Origin of the sequence: Clostridium formicaceticum (assembly GCF_001854185.1) — a bacterium.
GTDB lineage: Bacteria > Bacillota > Clostridia > Peptostreptococcales > Natronincolaceae > Andreesenella > Andreesenella formicacetica.
The window spans coordinates 2,011,489-2,034,883 of record NZ_CP017603.1; the positions used below are offsets into that span (position 1 = coordinate 2,011,489).

The 23,395-nt window shown below is 37.9% G+C and carries 9 protein-coding genes and 1 riboswitch; of the genes, 7 read left to right on the forward strand and 2 right to left on the reverse strand.

The window, feature by feature from the left end; genetic code table 11:
- The first annotated feature begins 103 nt into the window (after positions 1-103).
- Positions 104-829 (forward strand): HAD-IB family hydrolase, encoded by a 726-nt coding sequence (locus BJL90_RS09145; protein ID WP_070966892.1) that lies wholly within the window; start codon positions 104-106, stop codon positions 827-829.
- A 55-nt stretch (positions 830-884) separates the two neighbouring features.
- On the opposite strand, the gene BJL90_RS09150 is transcribed toward BJL90_RS09145, so the two are convergent.
- The gene (locus BJL90_RS09150; protein WP_236905054.1) at positions 885-1,919 is read right to left on the reverse strand and encodes an FAD:protein FMN transferase; all 1,035 of its coding nucleotides are present in this window, start codon (positions 1,917-1,919) and stop codon (positions 885-887) included.
- A 225-nt stretch (positions 1,920-2,144) separates the two neighbouring features.
- A riboswitch (molybdenum cofactor riboswitch) is annotated at positions 2,145-2,262 on the forward strand.
- 152 nt (positions 2,263-2,414) lie between these two features.
- Here BJL90_RS09150 and BJL90_RS09155 point away from each other — a divergent pair.
- The 3 genes from BJL90_RS09155 to BJL90_RS09165 all read left to right on the forward strand — a co-directional run bounded on the left by BJL90_RS09155 (position 2,415) and on the right by BJL90_RS09165 (position 15,779).
- On the forward strand, positions 2,415-7,049 hold the full coding sequence (locus BJL90_RS09155) for a S8 family peptidase (protein WP_070966895.1): 4,635 nt from the start codon (positions 2,415-2,417) through the stop codon (positions 7,047-7,049).
- 116 nt (positions 7,050-7,165) lie between these two features.
- Positions 7,166-14,683, forward strand: a complete 7,518-nt coding sequence (locus tag BJL90_RS09160) for a fibronectin type III domain-containing protein (RefSeq protein ID WP_070966898.1) — start codon at positions 7,166-7,168, stop codon at positions 14,681-14,683.
- A gap of 343 nt (positions 14,684-15,026) precedes the next feature.
- Positions 15,027-15,779, forward strand: a complete 753-nt coding sequence (locus BJL90_RS09165) for an FMN-binding protein (protein WP_070966901.1) — start codon at positions 15,027-15,029, stop codon at positions 15,777-15,779.
- 74 nt (positions 15,780-15,853) lie between these two features.
- Here BJL90_RS09165 and BJL90_RS09170 read toward each other — a convergent pair whose 3' ends face one another.
- Positions 15,854-16,321: a GNAT family N-acetyltransferase gene (locus BJL90_RS09170; protein WP_070966904.1), complete on the reverse strand. Its 468-nt coding sequence runs from the start codon at positions 16,319-16,321 to the stop codon at positions 15,854-15,856.
- Positions 16,322-16,463: 142 nt separating this feature from the next.
- Here BJL90_RS09170 and BJL90_RS09175 point away from each other — a divergent pair, with 142 nt between their 5' ends.
- From BJL90_RS09175 to BJL90_RS09185, 3 genes are all read left to right on the forward strand, one after another.
- On the forward strand, positions 16,464-17,306 hold the full coding sequence (locus BJL90_RS09175; RefSeq protein WP_070966908.1) for a L,D-transpeptidase family protein: 843 nt from the start codon (positions 16,464-16,466) through the stop codon (positions 17,304-17,306).
- Positions 17,307-17,915: 609 nt separating this feature from the next.
- On the forward strand, positions 17,916-20,327 hold the full coding sequence (locus BJL90_RS09180) for a homocysteine S-methyltransferase family protein (protein WP_205684285.1): 2,412 nt from the start codon (positions 17,916-17,918) through the stop codon (positions 20,325-20,327).
- 277 nt (positions 20,328-20,604) lie between these two features.
- Positions 20,605-23,370 carry an ATP-binding protein gene (locus BJL90_RS09185; RefSeq protein WP_070966911.1) on the forward strand — a complete coding sequence of 922 codons (2,766 nt, stop codon included), beginning with the start codon at positions 20,605-20,607 and terminating at the stop codon, positions 23,368-23,370.
- Positions 23,371-23,395: the final 25 nt, after the last annotated feature.

Below are 23,395 nucleotides of genomic sequence, written 5' to 3' on the forward strand. Positions count from 1 at the left end.
TATGCTACAGTCCTAAACGAAGTAACGTGATAAAATAGTAAGATTAAAAGCTAGTTTTCAGTGTATATATCTATATATAAATCATCAGAGAGAAGGGATAACAATGAAAAGTATTGCTGCTTTTTTTGATGTAGACGGCACCCTCTATAGAGATTCTTTAATGGTAGAACATTTTAAGCGATTGATTCGATATGAAATTATTGATCCTTCCATTTGGCACAATGTAGCCAAGAAAACCTTTCATGACTGGGATAAACGACAGGGAAATTATGAAGATTATCTTTTAGAGGTAGCAGAAATTTATCTAAATTCCATGAAGGGACAAAATAGGCACCACATAGAGTTTATAACAAATCAGGTCATTAATACAAAGGGGGACCGCGTATACTGTTTTACAAGGGATCGAATTGTATGGCATAAGGAACAGGGACATAAAGTGATTTTTATTTCTGGCAGCCCTGACTATTTGGTAGAAAAGATGGCAGAAAAATATGATATTACTGATTATAGGGGAACACGCTATGAAGTGGATGAAAATCATCGTTTTACAGGAGAAATCATACAAATGTGGGACTCCGAGAATAAGCATAGTGCCATCTTGGAATTTGTTGATAAATACGATATTGACTTAAAGAAAAGCTATTCTTACGGAGATACAAATGGAGATTTTTCCATGTTAAAATTGGTGGGAAATCCTATAGCCATTAATCCAGCGAAAGAATTATTATTGAGAATTAAAGAAGATAAAGAATTAAGGGAAAAAATTACAATAATTATTGAGAGAAAAGATGTAATTTACAAATTAAATGCGGATGTAGAATTGCTTTAGATAAAAGAAAAGCCGTAGAGGAGAATTGTTTTCCTGCTACGGTTTTATAAATTGCTTAATTAGCTAATGTAAAAGATGTGTCTAATAATTCTATTTCATTACTTATACCAGAGGTAGTATAGACTTTTTTATCTTTCGTGACTAAGATTCCCTCCACATCAGGAAGGGTTTCTAAAGTTTCTAATCCTTCTTCCAGTCCCATAATGAAGATAGCAGTAGACCATACATCACCTTCTATAGAGGTATTAGATATAATAGTGACACTGGTTAATTCATTATCAGTGGGATAGCCAGTTTCAGGATCAAGGATGTGATGGTATCGTTGATTGGTTTCTTCGTCAATGAAATATCTTTGATAATCGCCAGAGGTTACAATAGAACGGTTGGCTAATTCAATTTTTATAATTACATTGGTTGCACCTAGCTCTGGGTTTTGTACCCCCATTTTCCAAAGGGTACCATCCGGCTTTGGTCCAAGGACATAAATGTCTCCCCCTAGATTTACAAAACCACTTTCGACCCCAGCTTCTTTTAAAACCCTGACAGCTTCATCTACAGCATAGCCTTTGGCAATGCCCCCTAAATCTATAGTCATACCCGAATCCTTAATAAAAACTTGTCCATTATTAATTTCTAACTGTTGCAGATCAATATGTGCTTTTGCTAATTGGATTTCTTCTTCCGAAGGGGGCTTCGTAGTAGGGGCGACAGCAGATTCTATACTAATGCCCCATAAGTCAATTAATCGACCAAGACCTATATTAAAAGCGCCTTCAGTCATTTGATAATACTCTAGTCCCTCCTGAATAACCCCCAGCGTTTCTTGAGAAATTTCAACAGGTTCAATGCCTGCTTTCTTATTAATACGATCTACATCGCTGCCTTCGATAGCAACGCTCATCTTATTTTCTATTTCGTGAATACGTTGGTAAGCCATTGTCAATGTTTCATTACCCTTTTTTGTAGAGGTACTATAGGCTTGAATTTGGCCGAAGGTACCTAAAACAAACTGGTTTTCTCTTACCAACTCTGGGGTTCTTTCTTTGCAGGAAGTGAGGAACAAAGACAAAATCAACAGTATCAGTAACAACTTAAATTTATTTATAGAAAACTTAGTGATGGAAAACACCTCCCTTATGGTATCAATATATTATAACAATTGAATTTTTAAAAGTAAAGGGTATAGAACTAGGAAAGTACTTATAGGTATGTCGTTATAAGTTTTGTAAATAAAAAACGTGTCGTAAAATGTTGTAATAATAAGAAAATAATGGTAATATTATAATGTTAGTATTATTATGAAAATTTTATAAATTTTTTATTTATCTTCCGACCTGTATTTGCTACGGCAGAGGCTATGCGGTGCAGGCGTCAGGGTATGATTGGAAACGATTATGCCTTCCAGTGTGAAAAGGAAGCGATAAGTGTGATAAAAGTAGACACTGCTTCTTTGTTTTGAAGCAGTGCTTTTTTTATCCACAAAACATAAGTTGATTTTAAAAATGATAGGGGGAATGCTATGGGGTTTTACTGAGATGTAAAAAGGACTAAGAAAATTTAGAAAGGGAAAAGGAGGTTGGAGGGATTGCAGTTTTTTTTAAAACCCTACAGAAAAAAATTTGCGTCATTGCTGGCTGTATTTTTAATGGTTTGCGTCATGTTCTTATCCTATCAACAGGAGATGGCTGCTTTTGCAGAGCAGAAAGATGGATTTATGGTGAGCATAGATAATGCATTAGAAGATGCAATGGAGGGATCACCTGTTGAGGGTAGCATCAGTAGCAAAAGTGTCCAAACAGTTGTTTATGAAACAAACCAAGGTATAGAAACTATAGATATTTCTGAAGAACAGCAGAATATAGCTATACCCACGATAAATAGTGAAGCAGATTATGTACCGGGTCAGTTGATCGTCAAGTATAAACCCGGTATGAAAAGTGTACAAGCAGCTGTTTATGAAGTAAAAGGAACCGTGATGAAATCCTTCACATCGGATGTGCAGCTGATTCAAGTTCCTACAACAGAAGATGTATTGCAGACAGCGGAAAGACTAACGGAAAATCCTGCTGTGGAATATGCAGAGCCCAACTACATTGTACGGGCCTTTGATGTTGCGGGTGAAGGTGGTGTAAATGATACTTACTTTTCACAACAATGGGGCTTAGGGGCCATTCATGTAGCGGATGCCTGGACCGAAATCAGTGACAGTGGCTCTGTAACTGTAGCGGTAATTGATACCGGTGTAGATAGGGAACATCCTGATTTAAAAGGTAGGGTGTTGAAGGGACGTAATTTTATTGCGCAAAATAGCAGTGGAAAACTATATAACAGTGAAGATGCTACGGATGATCATGGACATGGTACCCATGTATCAGGAATTATAGCTGCTGTTACCAACAATCAATTAGGTATAGCGGGGGTTGCGGGCCCAGGAAATGTACAAATACTTCCAGTCAAAATGCTTAATGATTCTGGTAGCGGCACATCCTTTGATTTAGCACAAGCCATTCGGTATGCAGGTGATCAAGGAGCAAAAATTATCAATCTTAGCTTAGGGTCTAGCTATCCAGCAAGCATAGAACGGGATGCTATTGCTTATGTTCAGGACTTAGGCTGCTTAGTGATCGCTGCTGCTGGAAATGAGAGCAGTCGCGTGGAATATACTTATCCTGCCTCTTATCCAGGGGTGATATCTGTAGCAGCTGTAGATAGCATGAAGGAAGCCGCTTGGTTTTCTAATTATGGCGCTGCATTAGATGTAGCGGCTCCTGGTGTAGATATTTTAAGTACGGTGCCTACTTGGCTAGGTGAACAAAATAAGAAAAAGGGTGAAGTAGTGTATGGTGATCTCCAAAACGGCTACTATCAAGCATGGAGTGGTACATCTATGGCAGCACCTCATGTGGCAGGAGTAGCTGCTCTTTATAAGTTACTTTATCCAGAAGCCAGTTCCTTGGAAATATCCGAGATGTTGGCAGCTACAGCAGAGGATATTGGGGAAATTGGTCGTGATATAAAAACAGGTTTTGGTTTGGTAGATGCTAAGGCTATGTTGAGCAGAGAACGTGAAGTACGCTCTCTAGCATTTATAAATCCAAAAGAAGGAGCACAGGTCTATGGAAATGTAAACATTAGTTTCCAACTTGGTATGCCCAGTGAGACGATAGCGGTGGATCTCTTTCTTGATGAAGTAACGGAAGACAATAAGTTGACAACCATTGCTTGTACTGGAGATAAAATGGGTTATTCCTGGAGCTGGGATACCCGCAAAGGACCTATGGGTGAGGAATTAGCTGATGGAGAGTATAGAATTTTGGGTATAGCGCGGGATGTAGATGGACAACCGGTGGGCAGCCCCAGCGAGGTTTCATTAAAGGTCATTGTGAAAAATCAAATTACCAATGGTTTAGGGTTAGAAATTAAAGCACCAGATGGTCAACCTGCCACCAGTGCCCAAGCTTATGTTTTTACAAAAGGAAGTGAAGGGGACGGAGGCTATACACTTTTAGGTCGTTACTATGCCAATGATAACGGCTACATACGTACACCACAGTATCATCAAGTAGAAGGTGGTTATGATGTTTTTGTTTTAGGAGAGTTCCAGCAGGAAGAAGCTATAGAAACCTTTTTATACCACCGTCATTATGATGCCCCTGGATCCTATATGATTGATGCTTCTAAGGCAGTGAAAACCACATTGAAAATGCAGGGACAAATGGGGGATTTGAAGGACCCGTTATTTTGTATTGTACCCTTAGACGTTATGGAAAATCATATCGGCGTGATAGGTCCGCTAAAGGGTGAAACATATACAGGAATATACTTAGATCAAGGGGAGTATAACTTTTATGGTTACTGGAACCCTGAAAACACTAAGATGTATACCGTCAATCACCAAGAAGAAGCTACTTATTTCCTTACGAAGCGACAAATCATCAATGATAGGACAGAAAGTATTACAATTACAACAGAAAATGCTGGGAAAATTTTAGCATTGCCTTATGACAATCAGGATCAGACGATACTTTATTTAAAAAATAACCATGCAGGAGAGGTTTGGGGAATTCCCTTTATAGAACGTTCTTTAACAGGCAATGTATTGATCGTAACAGCAGATCAATATGAGTTAAAGGCCTATGTTGAGAAAAAAGATGGAGAGAATATTTGGGGATACTATTTGAAGAAAGAAGATTTGGTAACGATTCCATCGGATTTAAATCAACCAGTGGAGGTTGCCTTTGGTGGCAGTTTGCATATTGCTAAGTTTGAACCTCAAGGTGGAGGAAGCTTAAGCAAAGGTGATACTTTAAGGACTGTAAATCAATTTGCAGATGCAGCAGGTAACAGCCTCACACAAATTTATGGACCTTCCTCTTACTCCTTAGTGGATAGTGCATCCTTGTTTATGCTACAACAGCAAGAAACAGGAGAAGAAGAGGTTTATAGCTGCCAGCAGGAAGATGGTTTTCAGAAGATAGAAGTTCAAAACAGTAGATATATTTATCCTACTTTCTCTGTTTATGATCATGATATGAAATTACTTTATGAATATGCAACCTGGTCTTATTTTACAGAGAGCCGCTGGAATTCCGCTAAGGATTATCCCGGTGAATTGCCACCTCAGGCGGGTACCTATAGGGCAAAGTTGTCGCTGAGAACAGGACCTCTAGCTGAAGATGGAGATATAACAGAGGAATTTTTCGACTTTGAATTGACTGTTCCAGGTGGACAGGAAACCGTGGATATTGTCGTCAAAGATCGCAATGGCAATCTTCCTGCAGCATATGCCAGAGTAGATATTTATAAATGGGGTGCAACAGAAGGCGGGTGGCAAATGGTACAATCCTATACTGCCGATAATAATGGGGTGGTACGTCTTTCACAGCATATGGATTTGAATCCAGAAGGCAAGAATTTTGTTGTTGTTAGGACCCAGCGATCCTGTACCTTTAAGGATTTTACAAATTTAGGTGAATTAAACAACCTTAGTTTCTCAGATACGGAAATGGTGGATTTACGTATCTATGATAAGGATGGCAATAAACAGGTAGAATCTGTAAAAATACCAATTTATCATATGGATACACTTGTGACGGAGGTTTCATTGCGTATCGATCAGTACAATTCTCATGTATATCTAAAAGCTGGTGTATATCCCTATATTTATACACAGTTTAACAAAGGGATGAGTGCTTATCTTATAGGGGAAAAAGATTTTGTTGTGAAAAATACTTCAATAGCAGATCCTTTAACACTTGTATTTGATGGTGGTAATACAGCCCATGTGCAGGCTGCAGCTACAGCGGAATTTACAGCACCAGTGATTAAGCTGGCGTTGACAAAAGGAGCACAGTTTGCGCTGCCAGAGGTAAATACCCAATATTTTAGCCAGCTTTACCTTACACCAGATGAATATGTGACGGATATCCAAATAAAGTGTATTTCTTCGGAGAAGCTATATGATTTTAGTGTAGGTACGGAGAATCATGTTCATTTAGAATCAGGGGAGAAATACCAATGGAAATTTGGAGAGCCAGCGACCATTGCTCTTGTCCTTGATAAAAATGATCTCGTTGAAAATGAACACTTAACAGGCAAAATTTATATGAAAGATGTGCAGGGTAACAGAATCAAAACAATTACCAAAGAAGCTACTGCCATCACACCTACTTTGCGGATTTATCAACAGCAGGATGATGGAGAAGAAATGCTTCTTAAAGAAAGCAGTCTTGAAACAGACTGGTGTTCATTAGATATTTCTTTGCCAGAGAATATAGCCTATGGTACTTATCGGGTGGAACTAAGCTATGATACGCTGCTAAAGACGCCTGAAGAAACCGGCTATTTATTCACTGTTAACTCCAAGAGCACTGGTACAAAATCCCCTTGCTATCAGTTAAATCCCATAGTGAATGCTGCTTATATAATAGGGACTACAGTAGATGGCATTCCCATGATGACAGTGAAGGAGGGGGTTGCAGGTCTTACACACTTTACTGTAGATATTACTGCTATTAAAGAGCATGAGGGAGAGGAGACACTGGTATTTGTGCATTTAAGAGAGGGTGTACAGATAGGAATAAACAGCATTTCTGCAGATTTTGATAAAAGGTCTGTGGAACAGTGGGGTTTTGATGTCCTTGCTGGAGATGTGGTGAAGGTTTATATGGTAGATCATTTAAGTAGTAGACTTGATGTAAATCCTATTATTCTTCACTAGGTTTTATGTGTAATAAGAGATAGAATCTCGATGTACAAGTTATACTTTTAGGCAGGAAAAGAGATATAAAGAGAAAAGTATAGGCTAAAAACTTGAAATAAGGGGGACGAAAGAAGATGAAACGCAGATTTTCTGGTTTGCTAATTCTGTGTTTGATTGTGCTGACACTCTATGGAGCATTACCATCTTGGGCACAGGATATGAAGCAGGAAGTTGTTTTAAATGATCTTCAAATGGAAGAAAAAATTCCAGAAGAGATAAAGGAGCAAATGGGGAGCTTACAAATGCCTTTCATCAAAAATGAAGGGCAGGTGAAGGACGAAAAGGTTCAATTTTATGCAGAAACATTTGCTGGCTTAGTGATGGTGAAGGAGGAAGGCATTGTCTATCTACTACCATCAGAAGAAGATAAAAAACCTCAGCTACTTGTAGAGAAGTTTGTTGATGGTGAATCCAAGATAATTGAAGGCCAGGATGAAGCTGTTACAAGAGTTAATTATTTTAAAGGGCAAGATCCAGACCAGTGGCAACAGAATTTGTCAACCTACAATCGTGTCAGTCTAGGAGAAGTATATGATAATATCGAGGTAAATTTAAAGGCCTATGGTGACAATGTGGAAAAGATTTTTATTGTAGCACCGGGGGCAGACCCCACACAAATTGCCATACAGCTTGATGGGGCAAAAAAGATAGCTGTTGATGAAGATGGGCAATTGGTCATCCAAACCCCTGGTGGTGCACTGGCGATGACTGCTCCCATAGCCTATCAGGAAAAAGAAGGACAACAGATAGATATATCTGTATCCTACTGGGTAGAGGACAACCAGTATGGCTTTCGTTTAGGAAAATATGATGTTACGAAGGAGCTCATTATTGATCCTATGCTGGCTTCTAGTCTTTTGGGAGGAAAAGATAAGGATTATTTAACCAGTATGGCGGTTGATGCCATGGGAAATGTTTATATAACGGGCTATACTTATTCAATGGATATGTTGCAAAATGCCAGTAGACCCTATACAGGAGGAAATTACTTTGAATGGGACCCATGGACATATATGCCACCAGACCCCAGTGATGTGGTGAATCCCCAAGATATCTTTGTTGCCAAGTTAGATGGAAATTTACAAAGTTTATTAGCTGCTACTTTTATCGGTGGAAGTGAAAGTGATGTAGCTGAGACGATGATGTTAGGGCCAGATGGTGCAGTTTATATTGCAGGAAGAACTTACTCGTCTGGTATTAGAACCTATAGAGATTATTTAGATTATGAGGACTTCGAGTATGATCCCTGGGAATGGTATGACGATGAAATTGTATTTGAGCTTAAACCACCTACAGCTTTTCCTACTACCAGTGGTACTTACCAAGAAAGGTTCCCAGGAACAAGTGAAACAACCACATATATTGACTCAAGACAAAATAGTTTTTTTATCACACGATTAAATAGTAATCTTAATCACATTGAAGCATCTACCTTTATTGGGAGGGGAACAAGCGGTACACAAGGGATTTATGGCATTGCATTTGATGGCGGTGGAAATATCTTTGTTACGGGAACAACCAATTCAGATGCATACCCTACAACTTCTGGAGCTTATGATACTACCTTTAATGATGATGGTGCGAATGCCTTTGTTTCTAAATTGAACAAAGACTTAACGACTTTACAAGCTTCTACCTTCTTAGGAGGTGGCGGTGGTTTATATAATGGTACTGCTTTAAGATTAGATGGTACAGAGGCAAAGGACATTGTGGTAGATACAGCAGGAAGCGTCTATATCACTGGTTCCACTACGGATAAAAACTTTCCTATTATAGGGGGATATCAAAGTCAATTTAACAATGGAAGAAGTGATACATCAAAGGACGCTTTTGTGGCTAAATTAAGCAACAACCTTCAGAACCTGCAGGCGTCTACCTATCTGGGAGGGCAAAGTTATGATGTAGGCGTTGCTTTAGCTGTGGATGCAGGGGGCAGGATATTTGTTACTGGACAAACAATGTCACAGGATTTTCCTGTTTCTCAAGATGCCTATCAAGACACAATTATTGGCCAGTATCATGACATATTTGTGACGAAATTAGATCAAAACCTCAACCAAATGTTAGCGTCAACATTACTGGGGGGTAGCATGAGGGAAGATGTTTATGCTATTGCTTTGGATACAGATAATGTTTATGTGGTAGGCTCCACATCATCATCGAACTATCCTACTACCGATGGTTCACAGGATGGTATGGGTGAAAACATCTTGATTAGTAAGTTAGACAAAGAGTTAAGAAATCTTCGAGCTTCAACCCTCATCGGTGGGGCAGGATTGTATGATAGTGGCAATGATACGGGAAAAGGCATCGTGGTGCAAAATGGTAAGGTTTATATTGCTGGACAAACCTCTTCCCGTAACTATCCAGTGACAGAAGGTGCTTATATTCGTTTGCCTCAGACCAGTAGAATGGGGGACACAGATGTTTTTGTTACTATATTAAAGGATACTTTAACACATGCCCGTGTTACTGAGGTGACAACGAATCTTTTTAATCAAACCTTTGGCATAGGTGAAGAGATCCCTATCAAAATTAAATTTAATGCAAATGTCTATGTTCAAGGAGAAGGTAAACCAGAACTAAAGCTTAATGCTGGCGATGAGGCTGTAGCCACCTACATCAGCGGCTCAGGAAGTAACACCTTGGAGTTCTTGTATACAGTACAGGCAGGAGATCAAGCAGAAGTATTAAACTATGTTGCTACAGATTCTCTGCAGCTGGAGGATTGTTTCCTCGAGGATGCCGGTGGAGATCTTATAGAAGCAGTTCTTCCAGATCCTAATTCTCGAGAAGCTTTAGCTTCTAGAAGCATAAAGATCAATACAGTTGCTCCTAGCATAGTAAAGGTTACTTCTCCTAAAGCAGATGGTACCTATGGTGCAGATAATGAGATTCCGATTGAAATTATCTTTAGCGAAGCTGTAAAAGTTACAGGCGTACCTGAGTTAATACTCAATACAGAACCTGAGAGGGTGGCTACTTATACAAGTGGCTCAGGCACCAGTACACTAACTTTTACTTATTTAGTTCAAGAAGAAGATAGTGTAGAAAACTTGAATTATAAAGCAACAGATTCTCTGCAGTTAGAAGAAGGAAGTATCACTGATTTAATGAACAATGCAGCTAATTTGACACTTCCAGATCCTCTTTCAGAGGAATCTTTAGGTGGTAATAAAAGTATTATGATCGACAATTATGCTCCTCGTGCTACAGTGGTAACATCTTCATTAGAGGATGGAAGCTATGGTGTGGGAGGGGTGATTCCTATTCAAATCACCTTTAGCGAAGCTGTAAATGTTGCGGGAACCCCTCGATTGGCTTTGAATACAGTACCACAGCGTTATGCCAATTATAGTAGTGGTTCTGGAACAACGGTGTTGACCTTTGAATATACGATTCAAAGTGGTGATAATACCATCATCGCCGAAAATAACCCTCAGAAAATAGCATTGAACTACAAGACAGTAGAAGATTTGATTTTGAACTATGGCACGGAAATAGGTACAATCACTGGCGTTGATAAAGACAATCATGTTATTTTAACGCTGCCAAAGCCTGATAGTGCTGCTGCATTAGCCGGTAGCAAAAGTATTATCGTCGATAACAAGGCACCACAATACAAAAGCTTGACCACAGATGAAAAAACATATACCACCTATGGTGCTGGTACAACCCTTCACATCAATATAACCTTTGATGAAGCGGTTTATGTGACAGGAACACCTTTCCTAGAACTGAATACAACCCCAGACCGCAGTGCAGTTTATGCATCTGGTAGTGGTACAGATACCTTGAAGTTTATCTATACCATTCAAGAGGGTGACGCAGCAGCAGGTGAGCTAGATTACCTTACTACAGATTCATTAAAGCTAGGGGTAGAAGGCAGTATTAAAGATGCTGTAGGACATGATGCTGATTTAAGACTTCCCTGGAGTAGTAGCTTGATATCTGGCGGAGACTTAAAAAGAAGATATATAAAAATAGATGCTATAGTACCTACTTGGGGTGAAGACAGCTGGTTGGAAGCAACCAACATCGGAGAGACCAGCCTCACATTAAACTGGAGTAAAACAGCAAGTGACAATATTAAGGTTGAAGCCTATAATCTTTACCAAGATACTAACTTGATCGCTACGATAAAAGGTACTGCATTTACCAGCCCTGCCACTACTTATAATGTAATGGATTTAACACCGGCAAAAGAATATACCTTCCATGTGGAGGCTGTAGATGCGGCAGGAAATGAAAGCAGCAATGGTCCTAGTACTGTTGCGGTCACAGATGGAGGGACATCGGGAGAAGACAAGGAAGCACCAATTTGGGTAGACAACAGTGGATTGACCGTTTCTGAAGTAGGTGTACGCAGTTTAACTTTACACTGGGATAAAGAGGATGTAACCGATAATGTGATGGTAACTGGATTTAATATTTACCAGGATGACCAACAGATACCGGTAGCCACAGTCGATTCCAACACAACGAGTTATAAAGTTATGGGCTTAAAGTCATATACAGAATATACTTTCCGTGTGGAAGCCATAGATGCGGCAGGAAATGAGAGTACTAACGGTCCACGTATAACACGGAAGACAGAGATTCCTGATCTGACTGTTAGAGGAGGCAAGGTAAAAACAGAGCAAGAGTATTTGCTGGCAGATTTATTGAAATTGGATATTGATGAAAACTTTCCATCTCAATCTGTATCAGCGCCTATTCTATGGCAAAAATATTCTACAGTAAATGATTTTGGCACCAGCAGACGCTATGCTGCTGAAGGGGTAAGAATATCTTATTTACTTGAAGCGGCAGGGGTTGAACCAGGTTATGGTAAGGTAACTTTCTATTCCACGGATGCTAGTCCATTATCATTGACAGAAGAACAGATTAACGCAGAAAAATATTATTTTCCTGCCTCAGGAGAAGCTATATTAGTAGAACCGATGCTGGCTTATCTATCTACAGATACATCAGGTGCAGTGGAGCCAAACTTTGCCAATATGATGCCCCATACATTGCGTTTGTTCTTCGGACAGAATAATGCTGGGGAAGTTCTAAACAGTTATTATAAGAAAAATATTTACCTTATCGTTGTTGGTGACGCAGAAGGAACAACAGAAGATGATGAGGCGCCAACTTGGCCTACAGGCAGCAAACTGACAGCTTCTAATATCACTGATACCAGTGTAGACTTGAGCTGGACACTTGCAGAAGATAATGTAGAGGTAACAGATTACAAGATATTCAAAGGCGCTGAATTAATGACAACTGTCACAGGTTCAGTGTATGCCTATAATGTAACTGGCCTAACTGCAGGCACTGATTATACCTTTAAGGTAGAAGCAGGGGATGCGGCAGGTAACTGGAGTAGTGATGGCCCTAGTATTTCAGTAAAAACAGCAGCAGCACCTCCAACAGCAGACAAAGAAGTACCAACTTGGCCTTCAGGCAACTTAACTGCTTCTAATGTAACACAAACTGGATTGACATTAACTTGGAGTGGAGCACAGGATAATGTAGGGGTGACAAATTACAAAATATTTAAAGGTGCTGAATTAATGGCAACTGTCACAGGTTCAGTATATGTCTATGATTTAACCGGTTTAACTGCAGGCACTGACTATACCTTTAAGGTAGAAGCAGGGGATGCGGCAGGTAACTGGAGCAGTGATGGTCCTAGTGTTACTGTTACCACAGTTCCTACAACTTCTAATGTTACTCTAGTCTTAAGTACAGATAGTGCGGTTGTAGGAGAAAACGTAACCGCCTCTGGCACAGCTGATCCAGATATCTGGATCACCATAAAAATAATTGACGCTGCTGAAAACATTCTCTATTTTGATGCAGTAAAATCCGACGCTAATGGAAACTACAGTAATACCTTTAAGGTACCCATTACTATACCGGGAAGATTGACAGTTGTGGCAGGTTATGGAAGCAATGTCGCCAATGCAAGCTTAATGATAAGGGAAACAACACCATCCGACCATGAAGCACCAACTTGGCCTTCAGGCAATTTAACCGTTTCTAATGTGACACAAACTGGATTGACATTAACTTGGAATGGCGCACAGGATAATGTAGACATAACAAATTACAGGATATTCAAAGATGCTGAATTAATTGCAACTGTTACAGGCTCAGTATACGCTTATAATGTAACTGGTTTAACAGCAGGCACAGATTATACCTTTAAGGTAGAAGCAGGGGATGCGGCAGGTAACTGGAGTAGTGATGGCCCTAGTATTTCAGTAAAAACAGCAGCAGCACCTCCAACAGCAGACAAAGAAGCACCGACTTGGCCTTTAGGCAACTTAACTGCTTCTAATGTAACACAAACTGGATTGACATTAACCTGGAATGCTGCAAATGATAATATAGATGTGATTGCTTATAAAATATATCAAAACGGTTCTTTTATAGCTACAGTAGATGGTATCACTACTACATACACCGTCAGTGGGCTTAGCAGTGGTACAAACTATACCTTTAAAGTAGAAGCAGGGGATGCAGCCGGCAATTGGAGTACCGATGGCCCTAGCGTTACTGTAAAAACAACAACTGCTTCCAGTGGTGGCAGTGGTGGAGGTGGCGGCGGTTCTAGCACGCCTAAAGAACCTATCTCCACATCTACTTCTACAAACACAGAAGTATCCGTAAATCCTGCCAAGGGAGCTACAATAAATTTAACAGAAAACATTCATATTGTGATACCTGCAAATGCTTTAAAGGAAACGAATCCTGTTAGCGTTAGCATCAAGAAGGTAGAAATACCTCCAAAGGCTTCTAGCGATGCTACATTAATCAGTGATGTATATGAGTTTACAGTGGGAGGCAAAAAATCCTATATTTTTGCCAGCAATGTGAAGATAACATTGACATTTGATCCAAGTGCTATAGGAACTGATGAAGAACCAGCTATGTTCTATTATGATGAAGCTCAACAAAAATGGATCAATATAGGTGGAGAGGTATCGGAGTCCACAATCACTGCAGAAGTAGACCATTTTACTAAGTTTGCTGTATTTGCAGTAGAAAAAGAAGGTAGCTTAGCGGTAGTAGCACCTCAGTTAGAGACACTAAAAGATATCACTGGACACTGGGGAGAGGATAATATCAAAAAGTTAGTTGATTTACAAGTAATCAACGGTTATCCAGATGGTAGCTTTAAACCTGATGGTACTATCACTAGGGCAGAATTTGCTACCATGTTGGTGAAAGCGTTTGAATTTGATAGTAATGATGAAAAAGTATTTAAAGATACAGCTAACCATTGGGCAAAAGACTATGTATCTAAAGCAGCCACATTTGGTATTGTCAGTGGTTATGATGCTGACAGTTTTGGGCCGGACGACTTGATTACCCGTGAGCAAATGACGGTAATGATTGTTAAGGCAGCTAAACTGGCCGTAGTAAAAGAAGAAAGTACTTTTGCAGACGAGAGAAATATTTCTCAGTGGGCGAAGGAGGCTGTTACTACAGCTGTAAAGCATGACATTATGAAGGGATATCCTGATCATACTGTCAAACCTCAAGGCAGTGCTACTAGAGCTGAAGCTGTTACAGTTATTATCAAGGCTCTAAAGTTGTAAAGTAATTGATTGTATGCATGAAGAGGAAGAAGACAAAATAATATCAAAGTCAACTGATTTTAGAAAGCGGATATCCTAAAAGTAAAAACATAATACATGTAAACTTAATCGTTTTAAAAAAGAACTTAGAACTCCTTCACTTTGTTGAAGGAGTTCTTTTATCTAAATAAAAGAATTATAAGATCTTTATAAACAATAAAATTTATCTTATAGTAAAAAATATTTACAAATAATATATAAAAAATAACATTGCAAATCGTTTTCGTTTGTTATATAATTAACTTGTAAAGACGAATGTCACATTTTAAAGGACAAATATCCTACATAAAAGGGGGAAAATTTTATGAAAAAAGTATTAATATTTCTGTTAGCTATGCTAATGGTAGTAAGTTTAATTGGATGTTCAAGTCAGACAGCTGCAGATCCAGACCCAGTTGAGGATCCAGTAGTAGGGGAAGGAACAACAAATAAGTATAATGATGGTACGTATGAAGCTTATGATGATGCTGCTGCAAAGAGCTTCTACAAGGCAGTTGTTACAGTAAAAGATGATAAAATTGTAGATTTAGATTTAATTGGTTTTAGAAACACAGGAGAGTTAAAGGATGCAGATTATCCATATGCGCCTTTTCATGAAGCACAAGCAACTTTAACAGAAGCGTTTTTAGCGGCGAATGGAACAGAAGGTGTAGAGATTGTTACTGGTGCCACAGGATCTTCTGAAGGTTGGGCAATTGCAATCAATAGAGCATTAGAAAAAGCTTTAGTTGAGCCTGTAAGTGATGCAGCTTACTTTGACGGTACTTTCCAAGGCGTTACTGAATTAGGTGAAAGAGGACGTAAAATGACTCGTGTAACTATTGAAAATGATAAAATTGTAGATGTTGTAGTAGAAGAAACAAGATTTGTAGATGGTGCAGAAGTTTTAAAAGATGAAGAGTATGAGTATGAAGCATTCCATCAAGCTGCAGAAGAAATGCCAGCTAGATTTATAGAAGCAAATGGTACTGATGTTGAAATCTTTACAGGAGCTACAAGCTCAAGTACTGGATGGATCGAAGCAGTTGAAGATGCTTTAGCAAAAGCAAAAAGATAATAACAAAAAAACTCCTAATTTCCAAATTAGGAGTTTTTTTGTGAAAGAAAAAGTTAAAGATATTACTGGTTTACCTAAAAATAGTCTTTTGAATAGACAAAGGATTTATGGCCGGTCTTTAGATGGTTTTTTACCTCTACAAGAAGATTAAAGCCGTGCTTTCTATAGACATTTCTTCCGGCTAGGTTTTCTTGATCGATAACGATAAAAGCTCTCCTTAAAGGGTAGTTTAGTTTTTTATAATAATTTTCAATATCCTCTACGCAATATTTTAACATAAGACTGCCGTAACCTTTTCCACGATTTTTTTCACTATGTATGAACATTTGGAAAATTTCTACTAAGCCTGAAGAAATCCCTTCTTTGATGGACCATGTGATAGCGCCAATTGTTTCATGATCATTATAAAACATTAAGCTTCTGTGGACCTCGATGCAAGCTATTGCATACTTTTCTGCTAATTCCTGAACATCACCATAGTGCTTTAAATAATTATCTACAAAATATTGCTGATCATTCTTAGAAGCGACGCGGCACTTCATTATACATCTTCCTTCCAATTAATTTTCTAATCCTATTCTATACTAGTTTTTAAAAATTTTATAGTATCTATTACAACATAAATTTACCGCTATTGTCAACTTCATAAAGGAATTACGTATTATAGAGTAAGGAGGTATGTGTATGAGAATAGCTAGTAGATATTTAAGATTGTTAGATCCTTATATGGAAGGCCCAGATGTGATGCATGTACAAGAAAGATTAACTACACTAGGTTTTTATGAAGGGGTCGTAGATGGAATTTATGATGATGAGGTTTTTGAAGCTGTCAGAAGCTTTCAAACTGACTATGGATTAAACCCTGACGGCATAGTGGGACCAGATACATGGAATGCAATAGGGCTAGATCCTGCAGTGCAGTTTCCAGTGCCACCGGAGGGGTACAGAATAGAGGTGGACCTGGAAAGAAAAATCCTGACGCTAAAACAGTTTAGTGAAATCATTAATACTTATCCAGTGGCAGTAGGAAAACCTTCTACTCCTACACCTACAGGTGATTGGCAGATTATTCAAAAAACTAGAAATCCTGGGGGCCCATTTGGTACCCGTTGGATGCGCATCAATGTTCCCTGGGGTGGGTATGGTATCCACGGTACAGATGCACCGGAATCCATAGGTACCGCTGCTAGTCATGGGTGTATAAGGATGTTTAATGAAGACGTCAATGCCCTTTATGATATTGTTCCTTTAGGTACACCTGTAAAAATAACAGGAGAAGTGTTTTCAGGTAGAGTGCTGGAGATTGGTGTAGAGCCAGGGCCTGATGTGTTTGAAGTAAAGGCTATTTTAACAGAATTAGGCTACTATAGAGACGAAATAGACGGCATCTACGATGAAGCAGCAGCAGAGGCAGTAAGAAGTTTTCAAAGAGATTTCAATATCATAGCAGATGGTATTGTAGGGGTAGATACCTATAATGAACTTCAACTGGCAAGAGATCAATATTTGGAGGATAGAGAACCATAGAATAGGTGCATTTATCCTTGGATGTATTGCTAAGATCCCCACTTTTGCAAGTGGGAGATCAAGCACTACATCCTCTGAATCGTAGCCGAATTTTATAGATAAAAGTTTTTATCTTCAGGGTTGAGACCTCTACTTCTAAGCATTAGCGTAGGTGGGGCTTTATAATCAGGTGGGGTAGACTCCCCATCTGATTCCCCAATGTTTCAGCTTGTTGAAACAAGTTCACTCAGGGAATCTTCATCAAGATTTTTCACGATATTCAGGGCGACCCAACTAAAAGGTACTTGATGATCTTAATTCCATAGAAGAATTATTGTAAAAATATAATGAAATTAGCGACAGAATATTGTATATTGGATAGAAAAAGATGTATAATGAGAAACTAAGAGGGAGTTACAATTTATAGTATAAATGAATTGTTTTCTCCCCAAAACTGTATTTTCAACCAAAATAGCAGCAAGCATGCTGCTATTACTATATATTACAATCAGAGGCAAAGAACAGCGTCATAGGCATGTTTGGAAAAATTTTCAATATTAGCAATTCAGTGAAGAAATAGAGCTGACCCTGTGGCGTAGTAATAAATAGATGATGTGGGAGGTAAAATTTTTGGAAAAATCACACTTAAAGAAAATGTTGAGGGAAAAGGTTTTGATGTTTGATGGAGCTATGGGAACAATGTTGCAGAAAATGGGGCTAAAGACCAGTCAATGTCCTGAGATATACAACTTAGAAAATAAAGAAGTTATTAAAAGTATACATAAAGGCTATATAGAAGCTGGATGCGATATTATTCAGACCAATACCTTTGGGGGTAATAGAATCAAACTTTCTCAATATGGTTTTGGTGATAAAGTAGAAGAAATTAATAGACAAGCCGTTGCTCTTGCTAAAGAAACAGCTAAAGAGGGAAATTTGGTGGCAGGAGATATTGGTCCCATAGGAAAACTACTATATCCTTTAGGGGAATTGACCTTTGAAGAGGCATATGAAATATTCTTTCAGCAGGCGAAGGCTTTAATAGAAGCAGGGGCAGACTTAATCAATATTGAAACCATGTCAGACATAAAAGAAGCCAAGGCGGCGGTTATGGCGGTAAAGGACATAGCAGATATTCCTATTGTTTGTTCTATGACCTTTCAAGAGAATATGCGAACTTTAACAGGCTCTGACCCTAAAACAGTTGTTACTGTCTTAGAGGCTCTAGGCGTAGATGTGATAGGTGCCAACTGTGGCTTTGGCCCGGATATGATGATAAAAATACTTAAAGAAATGTGTGACGTAAGCGATCGCCCATTGATTGTTCAACCTAATGCTGGGTTACCTAAATTGGTAGAAGGAACGTCTATTTATGACTTGTCTCCAGAAAAAATGGCCAACTATGTAGAGGATTTAGTTTTATCTGGTGCGAATATTGTTGGAGGATGCTGTGGTACCACTCCGGAACACTTGAAGCTTATGGTGGAGGCTGCAAGCTCTATAAAACCCTTACAAAAGAAAAAAATATCCTTTTCTAAATTAGCCAGTAGGACGACAACCTTCCTTATAGGAGAAGAATTTCCTACTGCTGTTATAGGAGGATATATTAACCCTACAGGGAAGAAACAGTTAATGAAGGCGATTAGAGAAGGAAATACATCAGTGCTTTGTGAAGAAGCTGTAAAGCAAGTAAATGCAGGAGCACATATTATAGATGTTAATCTAGGCTTGAGTGCAGAAGAAGAAAAAAATTTCATAACAAGGGCGCTTACATCAATACAGCGGGTGATTCATCAGCCTCTTTCCATAGATACTGTAAACTATGATGCTATGGAGGAGGGGCTAAAGGTTTATGATGGAAAACCCTTGCTGAATTCTACTAATGGGGAAGATGAGACTTTACAAAGAGTAATAAAGTTAGCTAAAAAATATGGTGCTGCAGTAGTAGGCTTAACATTGGAGGATAAGGGGATTCCTGAAAAGGCCGAAGATCGGTTTAAAATAGCTGAAAAAATTGTAACAACAGCTGTTAATGAAGGTATAAGAAGAGAAGATATATATATTGATACCTTAGTATTAACAGCAGGAGCACAACAATCTTTAGCTATGGAATGTTTAAAGGCCATAAGGCTTGTAAAAAAAGAATTAGGTGTAAAGACTTTGTTAGGTGTTGAAAATATTTCCCATGGTCTGCCGAATAGAAGGCACTTGAACGACACTTTTTTAGCTATGGCGCTAGAGGCAGGATTGGATATTCCTATCCTTAACCCTTACCATTCGAGTAATTGGCCGATTATTAGAAGTTCTGATGTTTTAATGAATAAAGATAAAAATGCTCAGTTTTTTATTCAATGGGCTGATAAAGTACCAGAAGCGAAGTCAGTGGCAAAAACTGAAGAAGCTAAAAGGGTAGATGAAGTAACGCAACTTATAGAAATTATTTTAGAAGGAGATCAAGAAACTGTCATTCCTCAAGTGGAAGTCCTTTTAACGAATAGCATCAGCCCAGAAGAAATCATAAACCGTTGTGTTACACCAGCCTTGGAAGAAGCGGGAGAAAACTATGAGAAACAGATTTACTTTTTACCGCAGCTGTTGATGGCAGCGGAAACAGCTCAAAAGGTTTTTCAGCACCTAAAGCCTTTATTGCAGCAAAAGGAAGTGGATCATATAGGCACCTTCGTTATTGCTACTGTAAAGGGAGATATCCATGATATAGGGAAGAACATTGTTTCTATTATGCTTCAAAATCACGGATATCGTGTGATTGATTTGGGCAAAGATGTTGAGGCTGAAGTGATTATCGAGACTGCTATAAAAGAGAAGGCAGATATTATAGGTCTAAGTGCTTTGATGACTACAACAATGCAGGAAATGAAAAGTGTTATGGAAATATTGAAGGCAAGAAATTTATCCATACCTGTCATGGTGGGAGGAGCAGTTGTAACGCAGCACTATGCAGAAATGATTGATGCACATTATGCAGAAGATGCTATTCAAGCAGTTCGTTTGGCAAGAAAGTTAACTAAAACTTTAAGTTAAAATACTGGGAATTAGGTGGGAGATCAAGCACTACATCCTCGAATTTTATAAAAAGGTGATAAAAGATAGTGTACTTCTAAAAGTAGAAGTACACTATCTTTGTATTTAAAGAATTATGACGAAAAGTTTTTACATATAAAGGGGAAATTTTTCCTTTTAATTTAAAATATAGAAGGATTTTCCTAAAAACAAGTGGAATAATATAAGAAGATATCAAATTGGTAACGTTTTATTTTATAATCAACATGCTCTTTACGAGAAAGCGAGGGTATCGGTAGTGGAGTATAAGCTATGGCATGATTTTACGCAAAAAGGTATTTTATCCTTAGAAGTTGAGGAAAATATTTCCAGGAGTTGGAAAACTTCAAGAATTTATAATGTTCCATGTGAAGCACTTTACAAAGAACAGGAACTGAGTGCTTTCTTACTGGAAAAATTACTTCATCGACATAAGCAGCATTTAACATTTACAAAAGAATACCTTAATGGAATTGCTCAAGGCTTCAGGGAAAATATTCAGAAAGCAGATTATGGTATATTTTTACTCAACAATGAAGGATATTTGCTTCAAACGATAAACAATTTTTCTGACAAAGAGGAAAAACTATTGGGATTAAGTGTGGGGGTAAATTGGGGAGTAAACATGAAGGGTACAACAGCCATAGGACTTACACTGGAACATAATAGACATGAGGTTGTAAAAAACTATCAACACTATCAACAGAGATATCATCCCTACATAACAGAGGCTATACCAATAAAAAATCCTCAAGGAGATATGATCTATATATTAGGACTATTAAGTTCTACACTTCAACATAGTAAATTGTTGAGTACTTTAGGTAGAATGACAGTAAGGGCAATAGAGAATGAAATGGTTGCTATAAGATATAAAAGTGAAGTAAAAGAGTTAACAGAGAAGGTTAGAAAACAAAATAAGCGATATGAAACCCAGACAAATTTATTAAACTACATATTGGATAATACCAGAGAAATGATTTTTATCATGAATGAAGAAGGAAAATATATTCTATTAAATAAAGCTTCTTGGAAATTTATGAAGGAAAATCAGGTGTATAACTTAAGAGATATTTATGAAAAGCTACAAGTATATAATTTAGAGGGAAAAAGAATGACAAAGGAAGAGGATACCAGCCTGTCGATTTTTACAGGAAAACCAATATATACGTGTAAAACCATGATAAGAAACCTTAAGGGAGAAGAAGCTTATTATCATATTCACGCAATACCTTATTGTGATGATCTTGACAGAAAACTGGCTATTGGCATTGTAGAAGATATTACCGATTATGTTAAGTTGCAGGAAGTGAAGAATAGTTTTAAAAGTAAGGCAGAACAGCTGGAGATGATTATCAATACTATTTCTGATGGGGTGGCTATTTTAAGTCCTGAAGGGGAGTATATTATGATGAACCCTGCATGTCTTAAAATACTGCCTTGTTTAGGGCGGAGTAAGAAAGGTCATTATAAGATTTATGATGAAGTAGTTGAAGAAAAAGCATGTAGCATCATAGATAAAAAATCTTTTGGAGTGGTACCTTGTTTAAAGATAAAAAAACAGAATGATGATAAGGTTTATACTGAAATGGCCAAAGAAAAGATATGCAATATTAGCATGATAGATAAAAAAGGTAATGTTATTGGGGTAGAAGACTATCCCCTATTAAAGGTACTGAAGGGTAAAAAGATAAAAAATCAAGTTTTTATTATAAATAGAAATAGAAAGATCACATACATCCAATTAAGTGGCAGCCCTGTATTTGATGTAGATGGTAAGGTGGCATATGCTGTAATTAGTGTAAATGATATTACAAAAATAAAAAAACAAGAGATGAAGATAAAGCAACAAAAAGAGTTTATCAACAATGTTATGAATGCGGTTGGAGCACCCATGGCAGTTATTACTTATCCCGATTATGTTCACAAGTATTTAAATCATGTTTATTTAGAAATTATCTCTAGGATTGCAGGCAAAAATCTAACCTATGAAGATATAATAGGCAAGACGATCTATGAAATTTTACCTCCAGCATATTCTCGATTTATGAAGCACAGGAAAGAAACGCTAATAAGTGAAGAAATAACAGAAAGAGCAAAGATGCTCTCTGTTAAAACACCTCAGGGGGATGGACAGTATTATCAAGTGGTATATACGATGCTCCCTAATGGAGGAGATGGACAAAAACAAATGGTGGTAGTGGGAATGGACGTAACACCGCAGGTAAAATTGCAAAAAGAAACAGAAAGATTAACAAAATCTAGAGAAGAATATTTTGCAACAATTTCTCATGAACTTCGTTCTCCTATTACCATCATACATTCTGTTGTACAAATGCTGAAAAGCGAGTATTATACAAGGCATCTTACAGATGGAACAAAAAGACTTGTGTCTAAAGTAGAAAAAAATACCCTTCGTTTACTGAGACTTGTTAACAACTTTTTAGATATTACTAGAGCAGAAGCGGGATTTATGAAACTAACCCTTACCAACACCAATTTAGTAACCTATACTGACTTTATCGTAGAATCTATTTTGCCCATAGGAGAGAAGAAAAATATTGAAATTGATTTTTCTTATGATTGTAGCACAGCTACGATTGCTTTAGATGTGGAAAAGTACGAACGGATTTTATTGAACTTATTATCTAATGCCTTTAAATTTACAGAAAGCAATGGCAAAATTCAAGTATATATTCAAGAAGATGAGGAGTATATGAAAGTGGGGGTAAAGGACAGTGGGATAGGAATAGCACAAGAGGAAGTAGATAAGATTTTTAACCGTTTTTATATTGCAGAGCATATCAATAAGGGAGAGCATCGGGGAACGGGCATTGGACTTTCTTTGGTAAAAAAACTTATGGAATTTATGGGGGGAAAAATAGAGGTTTATAGCCAAAAAGGCAACGGTAGTGAATTTATTTTGTTTTTTCCCAAGAAGCTAGAAGCCAATAGCCTGAATACAAAAATAGATAAACAGCAGTTAACAGAAAATGCTTACCTAGAACTAGAAAATATTCCCTAGCTTCTAAAAACGTCAAGGTAAAAAA

What these genes read in the sequence shown, in the direction of transcription:
- BJL90_RS09145 (WP_070966892.1), top strand. Translation starts at nt 104, where the DNA reads ATGAAAAGTATTGCTGCTTTTTTTGATGTAGACGGCACCCTCTATAGA.
- BJL90_RS09165 (WP_070966901.1), top strand. Translation starts at nt 15,027, where the DNA reads ATGAAAAAAGTATTAATATTTCTGTTAGCTATGCTAATGGTAGTAAGT.
- BJL90_RS09170 (WP_070966904.1), bottom strand. Translation starts at nt 16,321, where the DNA reads ATGAAGTGCCGCGTCGCTTCTAAGAATGATCAGCAATATTTTGTAGAT.
- BJL90_RS09160 (WP_070966898.1), top strand. Translation starts at nt 7,166, where the DNA reads ATGAAACGCAGATTTTCTGGTTTGCTAATTCTGTGTTTGATTGTGCTG.
- BJL90_RS09175 (WP_070966908.1), top strand. Translation starts at nt 16,464, where the DNA reads ATGAGAATAGCTAGTAGATATTTAAGATTGTTAGATCCTTATATGGAA.